The organism is Streptomyces sp. NPDC058195, from assembly GCF_042883525.1.
Taxonomy (GTDB): Bacteria; Actinomycetota; Actinomycetes; order Streptomycetales; family Streptomycetaceae; genus Streptomyces.
In genome coordinates this window covers 38,337-50,196 of sequence record NZ_JBHVVM010000001.1, presented here as the reverse complement: position 1 = coordinate 50,196, position 11,860 = coordinate 38,337, and the positions used below count along the sequence as shown (strand labels likewise).

At 72.8% G+C, this 11,860-nt stretch carries 11 protein-coding genes; all 11 read left to right on the top strand.

Annotated elements, in window-relative coordinates; genetic code table 11:
• Nucleotides 1–13: 13 nt before the first annotated feature.
• The 11 genes from ACFVWY_RS00235 to ACFVWY_RS00185 all read left to right on the top strand — a co-directional run bounded on the left by ACFVWY_RS00235 (nucleotide 14) and on the right by ACFVWY_RS00185 (nucleotide 11,831).
• A complete protein-coding gene (locus tag ACFVWY_RS00235; protein WP_389865491.1) occupies nucleotides 14–814 on the top strand; it encodes an aldose 1-epimerase in 801 nt (266 codons plus the stop codon).
• 78 nt (nucleotides 815–892) lie between these two features.
• Nucleotides 893–1,432, top strand: a complete 540-nt coding sequence (gene pyrE, locus ACFVWY_RS00230; RefSeq protein ID WP_389865489.1) for an orotate phosphoribosyltransferase — start codon at nucleotides 893–895, stop codon at nucleotides 1,430–1,432.
• A 199-nt stretch (nucleotides 1,433–1,631) separates the two neighbouring features.
• Entirely contained in the window at nucleotides 1,632–2,663 is a 1,032-nt protein-coding gene (gene fbaA, locus ACFVWY_RS00225) for a class II fructose-bisphosphate aldolase (RefSeq protein WP_389865487.1), read from the top strand.
• 188 nt (nucleotides 2,664–2,851) lie between these two features.
• On the top strand, nucleotides 2,852–4,027 hold the full coding sequence (locus ACFVWY_RS00220) for a MalY/PatB family protein (protein WP_389865485.1): 1,176 nt from the start codon (nucleotides 2,852–2,854) through the stop codon (nucleotides 4,025–4,027).
• Between the two features lie 112 nt (nucleotides 4,028–4,139).
• Complete coding sequence (locus tag ACFVWY_RS00215; protein ID WP_389865483.1) at nucleotides 4,140–5,738, top strand: MFS transporter; 1,599 nt, start codon at nucleotides 4,140–4,142, stop codon at nucleotides 5,736–5,738.
• A gap of 47 nt (nucleotides 5,739–5,785) precedes the next feature.
• Nucleotides 5,786–6,199: a DUF3151 domain-containing protein gene (locus ACFVWY_RS00210; RefSeq protein WP_389865481.1), complete on the top strand. Its 414-nt coding sequence runs from the start codon at nucleotides 5,786–5,788 to the stop codon at nucleotides 6,197–6,199.
• A gap of 243 nt (nucleotides 6,200–6,442) precedes the next feature.
• Complete coding sequence (locus tag ACFVWY_RS00205) at nucleotides 6,443–7,291, top strand: tryptophan 2,3-dioxygenase family protein (protein WP_389865478.1); 849 nt, start codon at nucleotides 6,443–6,445, stop codon at nucleotides 7,289–7,291.
• Nucleotides 7,284–8,480, top strand: coding sequence for a kynureninase (kynU, locus tag ACFVWY_RS00200; RefSeq protein WP_389865475.1), 1,197 nt, complete (start codon nucleotides 7,284–7,286; stop codon nucleotides 8,478–8,480). The genes ACFVWY_RS00205 and kynU overlap by 8 nt, the downstream gene beginning before the upstream one ends.
• Nucleotides 8,481–8,619: 139 nt before the next feature.
• The gene (locus tag ACFVWY_RS00195; protein ID WP_389865474.1) at nucleotides 8,620–9,495 is read left to right on the top strand and encodes an alpha/beta hydrolase family protein; all 876 of its coding nucleotides are present in this window, start codon (nucleotides 8,620–8,622) and stop codon (nucleotides 9,493–9,495) included.
• A 297-nt stretch (nucleotides 9,496–9,792) separates the two neighbouring features.
• The gene (locus tag ACFVWY_RS00190; protein ID WP_389866293.1) at nucleotides 9,793–11,136 is read left to right on the top strand and encodes a sensor histidine kinase; all 1,344 of its coding nucleotides are present in this window, start codon (nucleotides 9,793–9,795) and stop codon (nucleotides 11,134–11,136) included.
• Nucleotides 11,133–11,831 (top strand): response regulator, encoded by a 699-nt coding sequence (locus ACFVWY_RS00185; protein ID WP_389865471.1) that lies wholly within the window; start codon nucleotides 11,133–11,135, stop codon nucleotides 11,829–11,831. Before ACFVWY_RS00190 ends, ACFVWY_RS00185 begins: the two co-directional genes overlap by 4 nt.
• Nucleotides 11,832–11,860: the final 29 nt, after the last annotated feature.

Sequence of the window (11,860 nt, the reverse complement as noted above, 5' to 3'; positions counted from 1 at the left end):
GTAACCTCGTCGGGTGAGTAGCAGCGAGAAGCATGTCCGGCTGTCCGTCGGCGACGCAGAGTTGACCGTGAATCCCGCCAACGGCTGTCGCATCGACAGCCTGCGGATCGGTGGTACCGAACTGCTGAGGCAGGGGGAGACGTACGGCTGCTTCCCGATGGTGCCGTGGTGCGGGCGTACCGGGAACGGCCTGTTCCGCAACGGGGACGTCCCGCACCGGCTGCCGGTGAACGCCCCGCCGCACGCCATCCACGGCACCGGCCGTGACACCGCCTGGCGCACCGCCCGACTGGGCGAACGGGAGGCGTCGTTCTACTACGACCTCGCCGACCCCTGGCCGTACCCGGGCCGGGTGACCCAGACCTTCGAGCTGACCGAGGACTCGCTCACGCTCGCCTTCGGCATCGAGACGTACGGCGACTCCTTCCCGGCGCAGGCGGGCTGGCACCCGTGGTTCCTGCGCAGGCTCGGCGAGGACGGCGAGGACGTACAGCTGTCCTTCGATGCCGCCTGGCAGGAGGAGCGCGGCACGGACCATCTGCCGACCGGCCGTCGCGTCCCGCCGCTGGACGGCCCCTGGGACGACTGCTTCGGGATGCCGGACGGGGTGGACGTGACACTCACCTGGCCGGAGCGGCTGGAGCTGACCGTGAAGAGCCGGGCCGAGTGGGTCGTGATCTACGACGAGCAGGAGGCGGCGGTCTGCGTGGAGCCCCAGTCCGGCCCGCCGAACGGGCTGAACACCGCGCCCCGGTACGTGACCCCCATCGATCCGCTGGAGATCGCGACGACCTGGAGCTGGCGCCGGCTGTGACCGGCGGGGCGAGGGCCGGGAAGGCCCGGGAAGGCGGCCCGAAAGTCGAGGTCCGGTGTGCCGCTTAAGCTCGTAGCCATGACTGACGTACGTGCTGAGCTGCTCCAGCAGATCAAGGACAAGGCCGTGGTACACGGCAAGGTGACCCTCTCCTCGGGTCTTGAGGCCGACTGGTACATCGACCTGCGCCGCATCACGCTGGACGGCAAGGCCGCTCCGATGGTCGGTCAGGTGATGCTCGACGCCACCGCCGAGCTGGACTACGACTGTGTGGGCGGACTGACCCTGGGTGCCGACCCGGTCGCCACCTCCATGCTGCACGCCTCCGCCGCGCGCGGGCAGGAGCTGGACGCGTTCGTCGTCCGCAAGGCGCAGAAGGCGCACGGGATGCAGCGCCGCATCGAGGGCACGGAGGTGAAGGGCCGCCGTTGTCTGGTGGTCGAGGACACCTCGACCACCGGTGGTTCGCCGCTGACCGCCGTGGAGGCGGTCCGCGAGGCCGGTGGCGAGGTCGTGGCCGTCGCCGTGATCGTGGAACGCGGTGCGGCCCCGGCGATCACCGAGGCCGGTCTCCCGTACGTCCACGTCTACTCGGTCGCCGATCTCGACCTGGCCTGACCTGCGGTTTCTTTCGGGGGCGGGGTGTTTCACGTGAAACGCCCCGCCCCTTTCGCGTCTCCGCGTCCGGCCGTCGGAGTGCTCGGGGCATGGGCCGGGTGGAGCCCAAGCAAGAGTCTGGGAAGATGGGGACGACGATGACGTCGCCCCCAGGTCAGGGAACCAGCACGCACACCCGCATATCCCAAGGAGCGGTCAGATGCCCATCGCAACCCCCGAGGTCTACGCCGAGATGCTCGACCGGGCGAAGGCGGGGAAGTTCGCCTACCCGGCCATCAACGTGACGTCGACCCAGACCCTGCACGCGGCGCTGCGCGGCTTCGCCGAGGCGGAGAGCGACGGCATCGTCCAGATCTCCACCGGTGGGGCGGAGTTCCTGGGTGGCCAGCACAACAAGGACATGGTCACGGGCGCCGTCGCCCTGGCCGAGTTCGCGCACATCGTCGCCGCCAAGTACGACATCTCGGTCGCGCTGCACACCGACCACTGCCCCAAGGACAAGCTGGACGGCTATGTGCGTCCGCTGCTCGACATCTCCGCCGAGCGCGTCGCCCGGGGCGAGAACCCCCTGTTCCAGAGCCACATGTGGGACGGTTCGGCCGAGACCCTGACCGACAACCTGGCCATCGGCCAGGAGCTGCTGGCCAAGGCCGCCGCCGCCAGGATCATCCTTGAGGTCGAGATCACCCCGACCGGCGGCGAGGAGGACGGCGTCACGCACGAGATCAACGACGAGCTGTACACCACCGTCGACGACGCGCTGCGCACCGCCGAGGCGCTCGGTCTGGGCGAGAAGGGCCGCTACCTGCTGGCCGCCTCCTTCGGCAACGTCCACGGCGTCTACAAGCCGGGCAACGTCGTGCTCCGTCCCGAGCTGCTGAAGGACCTCCAGGAGGGCGTCGCCGCCAAGTACGGCAAGCCCGCCGGGAGCCAGCCCTTCGACTTCGTCTTCCACGGAGGCTCCGGCTCCACCGAGCAGGAGATCGCCACCGCGCTGGAGAACGGCGTCGTGAAGATGAACCTCGACACCGACACCCAGTACGCCTTCACCCGCCCGATCGTGGACCACGTGTTCCGCAACTACGACGGTGTGCTGAAGATCGACGGCGAGGTCGGCAACAAGAAGGTCTACGACCCGCGCAGCTGGGGCAAGTCCGCTGAGGCGGGCATGGCCAAGCGCGTCACGGAGGCCTGCGCCAACCTGCGTTCCACCGGCACCAAGCTGAAGTAGCGGCTGGTATGAGGTGAGGCTGTGGGCCCGGTACCCCGTGGGGTGCCGGGCCCACAGCATGTCCGCGTCCGTCCGTGCCCGGGTCCGGCCCGTCCGTGCCCGGCCCGTCCGTGCCCGGTCTGGCCGTGCCCGGTCCGGCCGTGCCCGTCTCCGTTCCTGTCCGACAGACACATACGTAAGGGGTCGCTGTGGGTTCCAGCGCACGCTATGACTTCGACACCGTCGTCGACCGCCGGGGCACCTGGTGCGTCCAGTGGGACGGGGTCGCGGACCGGTTCGGGGTGGACGGGCTGCTGCCGTTCACCATCTCCGACATGGACTTCGAGACCGCTCCGCAGGTGCTGAGCGCGCTGCGCTCCCGCCTCGACCACGGGGTGTTCGGCTACACGGACTGGCGGCAGGACGACTTCCGCTCGGCGATAGCCCACTGGTACGCGACCCGGTACGGCACGGACGTGGACACCGGGCAGCTGGTGTACGGGCCCTCGGTGCTCAGCCAGTTCTCGCAGCTGTTGCAGATGTGGACCGAGGAGGGGGAGGGGGTGGTCGTCCACACCCCCACGTACGACGGTTTCCGCAAGGCGATCACCGGGCTGCGGCGGGAGCTGCGCGGGGTGCCGGTGGGCGACGGGGATGCGCTGGAGCGCGAGCTGGCCCGCCCCGGCAGCAAGGTCCTGGTGCTGTGCTCGCCGCACAATCCGACCGGCCGGGTGTGGACGGAGGACGAGCTGCGCGGCTTCGCGTCGCTCGCCGCCCGGCACGGGGTCGCCGTGATCAGCGACGAGATACACGCGGACTTCGCGCACGCCGGACGGACCCACGTGCCGTGGACGCGGGTGGCGGGCGCCGCCCGCTGGGCGCTGATCACCTCCGCCTCGAAGGCGTTCAACTTTCCGGCGCTGACCGGCTCGTACGGGCTGATCGGCGACCCGGCGGACCGGGCGGAGTTCCTGCGCCGGATGGAGACCGCCGAGGGGCTGGCCTCCCCGTCGGTGCTGTCGCTGACCGCGCACATCGCCGCGTACCGGGAGTCGGCGGGATGGCTGGACGCGGTCCGGGAGTACGTCGCCGGGAACCTGGAGCTGGTGGCGCGGCGGCTGGGCGAGGAGCTTCCGGAGCTGGGCTGGCAGCCGCCGCAGGCCGGGTACCTGGCGTGGATCGACCTGCGCCCGGCGGGCGTCGAGGGCGACGCGGAGCTCCAGCGGGTGCTGATCGAGCGGGAGAAGGTCGCGGTGATGCCAGGCGGGGTGTACGGCGCGGAGGGCTTCGTACGGCTGAACGTGGGGTGCCCGCGCTCCAAGGCGGCCGCCGGGGTGGAAGCGCTGATCCGGGGCGTACGGGCGGTAACGGGGCGGGCTGCGTAAGACGGGCCGGGCCGGGGGCGGAGCGGCGGGGTGACGCCGGGGCGTAGCGGGCGGGGCCGCCCGCCGTGCCGTTCCGATGGCCCGCGTGGGGCGGAGCGGGGATGCTGCTCGTATGTCTGACGCAGCCGTGCCGGGGACCATCCGCGTCGCCTCCGCCACCGGGCGCCGGGTGGTCCTCACCACCGTCCTCGGCTCCAGCATGGTCATGCTGGACTCCACCGTCATCAACGTCGCCCTGCCCCGGATCGGCAAGGACCTCGGCACCGACCTGGCCGCCCTCCAGTGGACCGTCAACGCCTACATGCTCACCCTCGCCGGGCTGATCCTCCTCGGCGGCTCCCTGGGGGACCGGTACGGACGGCGGCGGGTCTTCGTCGTCGGCGTCGTCTGGTTCGCCGTCGCCTCCGCGCTGTGCGGCCTGGCACCGAACGCCGCCGTCCTGATCGCCGCCCGCGCCCTCCAGGGCATCGGCGGGGCGTTGCTCACCCCCGGTTCGCTGGCCCTGATCCAGGCGAGCTTCCACCCCGACGACCGGGCCCGCGCGGTCGGGCTGTGGTCGGGGCTCGGCGGGGTCGGGGCCGCCGTCGGGCCGTTCGTCGGCGGCTGGCTGGTCGACGGGCCGGGCTGGCGGTGGGTGTTCCTGCTCAACGTGCCGCTTGCCGCGCTCTGTGTGCCGGTGGCGCTGCGCCACGTACCGGAGTCGCGTGATCCGCGGGCGCGCGGGCGCTTCGACGTGCTGGGTGCCGTGCTCGCGGCGCTCGCCCTCGCGCTGGTGACCTACGCGCTGATCGAGGCGCCGGGGCAGGGGGCCTCCGCGGTGGTGATCGGCGCGGCCGTCTGCGGAATCCTGCTCGGAGCGGTCTTCGTGCAGGTGGAGCGCACCCGGGCGGAACCGATGCTGCCGCCCTCGGTCTTCGCGTCCCGGCAGTTCACCGCCGTCAACGTCATCACCCTCTGCGTGTACGCGGCACTCGGCGGCTACTTCTTCCTGGCCGCGATCCAGCTCCAGGTGGTGGCCGGGTACTCGGCGCTCGGCGCGGGCACGGCGCTGCTGCCGACGACCGTGCTGATGCTGCTCTTCTCGGCCGCCTCGGGTGAGCTCGGGCAGCGCATCGGCCCCCGCATCCCGCTGACCGCCGGGCCGCTGATCGCCGCTGCGGGCATGCTGCTGATGCTGCGGGTCGGGCCCGGTTCGGGTTCCGTCTCCGGTTACCTCACCGATGTCCTCCCGGCGGTCGCGGTGCTCGGCGTCGGGCTGGTGACCCTGGTCGCCCCGCTCACCGCGACCGTGCTGGCCTCTGTGGACACCGCACGGGCCGGTCTCGCCAGCGGCATCAACAACGCGGCCGCCCGCGCCGCCGGGCTGATCGCCGTGGCCGCGCTGCCGCTGCTCGCGGGCATGGGCCCGGAGGCGTACCGCAGCGCCGACGAGTTCGCCGCGACCTTCCGCCGGGCGATGCCGATGTGCGCCGGGCTGCTCGTCCTGGGGGCGGCGATCGCCTGGGCGACGGTGCGGACGCCCGCGGGCGCGCCCGAGGAGCAGGCGCGGCCCGAATGCGCGGTGCACTGCGGGATCGCCGCCCCTCCCCTGGAGCCCGCGCCCGAGGAGCCCGCGCCAGAGGAGCACGGGCGCGAGGGGCACGGGCCCGGGGAGCACGGGCGCGAGGACGGCCGGGGAGACGCGAGGAGGGCGGGGGGCGGTACGGGCTGACCGCCGCCGGGTACCCCGGCACGCATGTGCCAGGCACACTTGAACCCATGTCGATCCACGAGAACCTGCTCGGGGGCCCGCCCCCGACCCACCTGCCCGACGACCCGGAGCCGCGCGAACTGCTCGCGAACGGCACGGCCCCCGCCGATGTCGCCGCGAAGTACCCGACCTCCTCCCTGGCCTGGGCGCAGCTCGCGGACGAGGCGTTCGAGGGCGGCCGCACGGTCGAGTCGTACGCCTACGCCCGCACCGGCTACCACCGCGGGCTCGACGCGCTGCGCCGGGCCGGCTGGAAGGGCCACGGCCCGGTGCCGTTCGAGCACGAGCCGAACCGCGGTTTCCTGCGTGCCCTGCACGCCCTGGCGCGGGCCGCCCGCGAGATCGGCGAGACGGAGGAGTACGAGCGCTGCGCGACGTTCCTGCGCGACTCCTCGCCGACCGCCGCCGAAACCCTCGGCTGATCCCAGGAGCCGTGGCGTAACAGAACGGAACGTAATAATCCGGGCCTGAACGGGCCGGAACCGGCTGGACCGGTCCGGAACCGGCTGGACCGGAACAGGCCGGACCGGACTGGCACGGACCCTGCGGGCGGCGGTTGCCCACGGGGTCCGTGTTGTTCGTAGGATGCGAACAGGGGACCGGAGCTCCATCACCTCACGGAAGGGGCGGACCGCTACCCGGAAGCTTGTGTCGAGGAGACAGCGATGTCGACGATCCACCCCGACCCCGAAGCCACCGGTGCGGAGACCCCGCACCTCGACTTCGCGGGAACGACTCCGTACGAGGACTATGTCCAGGCGGATGTCCTGACCCACCTCCAGCACCCTCGCTCCGATGATCCGGGCGAGATGGTGTTCCTGGTCACGACCCAGGTCATGGAACTGTGGTTCACCGTCATAGTCCACGAGTGGGAGACCGCCGCGCACGCCCTGCGCGAGGACCGGCTGACCGTGGCGCGCGACGCGCTCAAGCGGTCGGTGCGGGAGCTGGAGGCGCTCAACGCCTCCTGGACCCCGCTGGCCCAGCTCACCCCCGCCCAGTTCAACTCCTACCGCGGCGCCCTCGGCGAGGGCTCCGGGTTCCAGTCGGCGATGTACCGGCGGATGGAGTTCCTGCTGGGCGACAAGTCCGCGTCGATGCTGGTGCCGCACCGCGGCGCCCCCCGGGTCCACGCCGAGCTGGAGAAGGCGCTGGCCGAGCCGGGGCTGTACGACGAGACGCTCGCCCTGCTCGCCCGGCGCGGCTTTTCCGTGCCGCAGGAGGTGCTCACCCGCGATCTGACCCGCAGGTACGAGCCGTCCTCCGAGGTCGAGGCCGTCTGGGCGGAGATCTACGCCGAGCCCGAACGCCACGAGGACCTGGTCCGCTTCGGCGAGGCCCTCACCGACGTCGGCGAGCTGGTGTGGCGCTGGCGCAACGACCACCTGGTCGCGACCCGGCGGGCGATGGGCTCGAAGACCGGTACGGGCGGTTCCGCCGGAGTCGCCTGGCTGGAGAAGCGGGCCGCGAAGAACGTCTTCCCCGAGCTGTGGACGGCGCGCAGCCATGTCTGACACCTCCGAGACCCTCGCCGCACGGGCCGCCGCGCTCGATGCCGCCGACCGGCTCGCCGGTGCGCGGAAGCTGTTCGTCCTCGACGACACCGTCTACCTCGATGGGAACTCGCTCGGCGCGCTGCCCGCGCACGTGGCCGACCGGGTGCGGGACGTCCTCACCCGGGAGTGGGGCGAGCTGCGCATCCGCTCCTGGAGCGAGAGCGGCTGGTGGACCGCGCCGGAGCGGATCGGCGACCGGATCGCCCCGCTCGTCGGTGCCGCCGCCGGGCAGATCGTCGTGGGTGACTCGACCAGCGTGAACGTCTTCAAGGCCGTCGTCGCGGCGACCCGGCTGGCGCCGGAGGGCCGCGACGAGATCCTGGTGGACGCGACGACGTTCCCGACGGACGGGTACATCGCCACGTCCGCGGCCCGGATGACCGGCCACCGGCTCATCCCGGTCGCCCCCGCCGACGTCCCCGGCGCGCTGGGCCCGCGTACCGCGGCCGTGCTGCTCAACCACGTCGACTACCGCACCGGCAGGCTCCACGACCTGCCCGCGCTGACCGCCGCGACCCACGCGGCGGGCGCGATCGCCGTCTGGGACCTGTGCCACAGCGCGGGCGCCCTGCCGGTCGGTCTGGACGCGCACGGAGTGGACCTGGCGGTCGGCTGCACGTACAAGTACCTGAACGGCGGGCCCGGTTCGCCCGCCTATCTGTACGTCGCCGAGCGTCATCAGGCGGTCTTCGACTCGCCGCTGCCGGGCTGGACCTCGCACGCCGACCCGTTCGGCATGACGGAGGCGTACGCCCCGGCCGACGGCGCCGTACGAGGCCGGGTCGGTACCCCGGACATCCTCTCCATGCTGGCGCTCGAAGCCTCGCTCGACGTGTGGGACGGGGTGTCGGTCGAGGACGTGCGGGCCAAGTCGCTGGCGCTGACGGACTTCTTCCTGGAGTGCGTCGCCGCGTACGTGCCCGAGGACCGGGTCGCCTCGGTGACCCCGGTCGCGCACGCGGAGCGCGGCAGCCAGGTCGCGCTGCGCTGCGCGGACGCGGAGCCGGTGATGGCCGAGCTGATCGCGAGGGGCGTCGTCGGGGATCTGCGCCGTCCTGACCTGCTGCGGTTCGGGTTCACCCCGCTGTACGTCGGGTTCGGGGACGTGGAACGGGCGGCGCGCGTGCTGGCGGAGGTGCTGGGCTAGACGCGCGGAGCCGCCGGCCCGGACGCTGCCCCGGGCCGGGTGCCCGGCGGGGTCGTGAGCGGGGACGGGAACCTTTCGTACTGGTACCGTCCCCGCAGATCAGGCCCGTTGGGCTCGGTTACCGGAGGGTTGGAGCAGCATGTCGGATTCCGCCGCGCGCGATCAGGACGCCGCCGAGACCGAGTCGGTCCTCTCGCACCCACCGGTCGGCCCCGATGCCTGTGCCGCCTACGGCAGCCACCCCGACCAGCTGATCGACTTCTACGCCCCCCGCGACGGGCGGACCGGGGCGCCGGTCGTGGTCGTGCTGCACGGCGGGGCGTGGCGGGCACCGTACGACCGCGGCCATGTGTCGCCGTTCGCGGACTTCCTGGCCCGGCGCGGGTTCGCCGTCGCGAGCGTCGAGTACCGGCGCGGCGGCGAGATCCCGCGGCAGCGGGGCGCGGAGCCGGTCGCGGGGCGCTGGCCGGAGACCCTCGACGATGTCGCCGCGGCGATGGACGCGCTGCCGTCGCTGCTGGCCCGGGAGCTTCCCGCGGCCGATGCCCGGCGGACCGTCGTCACCGGGCACTCGGCGGGCGGACACCTGGCGCTGTGGGCCGCCGCCCGGCATGTGCTGCCCGAGGGTTCGCCGTGGCGGCTGCCCGAACCGCCGCGACTGCGCGGGGCCGTGGCGCTCGCCCCGATCGCGGACTTCGCCACCGCCGCCGCGCTGGACGTGTGCTCCGGGGCGGTCGGCCAGTTCCTCGGCGGCCGGGCGGAGTCCGAGGAGCGGGCCCGCCACACCGATCCGGCCGTCCTGCTGCCCACCGGCATCGCGACCACCGTGGTGCAGGGCACCTCGGACATCGTTGTGCCACGGGCGGTCGCGGAGGCGTTCGTCGACGCGGCGGCGCGGGCGGGCGAGACGGTGGGGCTGACCCTGCTGCCCGGGGTCGGCCACTTCCCGCTGATCGACCCGGCGGCGGACGCCTGCGCGGTGGTGGCGGAGGAACTCGCCCAGCTCGCCTGGTGAGCGGGATACGGACGCGACCGCCCCGGCTCCGCCCCGGCTCCGCGCCGGAGTGGGCCGCGGTGGCACGGGAAGCACGTCGGTGGCAGGGCCGGTCCGGGGAAGTGCGTCGGTGGCAGAGGCTGCTGAGGGAGGTTCCGCGTCGGCGGTACGGGCGGTACGGAGGAGCGCGTAGTACTTGCGATGGACGGCCCGGAATCCGTATCACTGCTGACGACCGGGCCAGGGGCCGCCGCCTACCGTGGTGGCGTGACCGAGACCAAGAGCAGAAGCCCTGAGTACCGGATGGCCGCGGGGGCGATGGGAGGCCTCCGGGAGGCCCTCGTCCAGGACGCGTTCGCGTACCGTCCCATGGCCCCGCTGCGGGACGACGGGCGGGTGGTCCGCCATCTGCCCCGGCGGATACGGGCCCGCGCCGTGTGGATCCCGCACGCGCTGGTGGCACTGACCGCGTTCGTGGTCTTCCTGATGGGGATCTCCCGGTCGGACCACCCCCTCACCCAGCTGCTCACCCTGCTTCCGGTTATCAGCGTCGCGATGACGCTGACCAGGCCGGTTGGGGCGTTCTGGGTGTCGCTCGGCGCGACCCCGCTGACCGCGGTCTTCGGGAACGAGGGGTGGCCCTGGGGGCCGGTCACCTTCTTCGCGCACGTGGTCGTGCTGGTCGTCGTCGCGGCCCGGACCCGGCCGCGTACCGCGGCCTGGATGTGGGGCCAGACCGTGCTGCTCGGCACGTTCATGGAGAACATGGTCTGGCGGCCCGGCACCACCACCGTGGGCATGGGAGCGGTCTCGGCCTTCGCCCTGCTCGTGGTCGCCGTGGTGCAGATCCGCCAGGAAGCGGAGCGCGAGGTGACCGTGCAGCGCACCGTGACCGCCGTCGAACGCGACCGGCGCACCCTCCTGGAGGAGCGCACCACCATCGCCCGGGAGCTGCACGACGTGGTCGCCCACCACATGTCGGTCGTCGCGATCCAGGCCGAGGCCGCCCCGTACCGGGTGGAGAACCCGCCGCCCGAGCTGGAACAGGCCTTCGCCACGATCCGGGAGAACGCCGTCGCCGCCCTCACCGAGCTGCGCCGGGTCCTCGGCGTCGTACGGGCCGAGGACTACCAGGCCCCGGAGGCCCCGCAGCCCACCCTCGCCCAGCTCGACGGGCTCCTCGCCAATGTGCGCGAGGCGGGCCTGGAGTCGGAGAAGACGATCACCGGCGCGGTACGGGAACTGCCGCAGGGCGTCGAGCTGTCGGCGTACCGGATCATCCAGGAGGCCCTCAGCAACACGCTGCGGCACGCGCCGGGGGCCACCGCCCGGGTGGAGATCGGCTATGTGCTGGGCGGCGTCGGGCTGCGGATCGTCAACGGGCCGCCGACCGGCCCGGTGCAGCCCTCGCAGGGGGCCGGTCACGGGATCACGGGGATGCGGGAGCGGGTCGCGATGCTGAACGGGGAGATGACGGCCGGGGCGACCGGCGAGGGCGGTTACGAGATCGCCGCGTTCATCCCCGTCCAGGCCGTGCCCGGTCCCCGGGAACAGGAGCGGGAGCCGGAGCGGGAGCAGGACGGGGCGCGCACGCTGGTGCTCGACAAGCCGGACCGGGTGACGGAGCCCGGCGCGGCGACGGAACAGGCGGGCCGGGCATGAGCACCGCGGCCTCCTCCACCTCCACCTCCGCGGCCCCGCCGATCCGGGTGCTGATCGTGGACGACCAGATGATGGTCCGCGAGGGTTTCTCCGTGCTGCTCAACGCCATGCCGGGGATCGAGGTCGCCGGCGAGGCGGTCGACGGCCGGCAGGCCATCGCACAGGTCGCGGCGCTCCGCCCCGACGTGGTCCTGATGGACATCCGGATGCCGGAGCTGAACGGTATCGAGGCCACCCGCGAGATCGTCGCCGCCGACGCGGACGCCAAGGTCCTGGTGCTGACCACCTTCGACCTCGACGAGTACGTCTACCAGGCGCTGCGCGCCGGGGCGTCCGGCTTCCTCCTGAAGGACGCCTCCGCGCGCCAGCTCGCTGACGGGGTACGGGTGGTGGCGGCCGGGGAGGCGCTGCTCGCCCCGACCGTCACCAAGCGGCTGATCAACGAGTTCTCGAAGCTCGCGGAGGCCCCGCGTTCACCGGCGCTCGCCCGGGTCGGCGACCTCACGGAGCGCGAGACGGAGGTGCTGGTGCTCATCGCGCAGGGCCGGTCCAATGCCGAGATCGCCTCGCATCTGGTGGTCGCCGAGTCCACCATCAAGACGCATGTGAGCCGCATCCTGGTGAAGCTGGGGCTGCGCGACCGCACCCAGGCGGCCGTCTTCGCCTACGAGGCCCGGCTGGTCACCCCGTCCTGATCCGAACCGGGGCACCGGCCGGGGAGCCC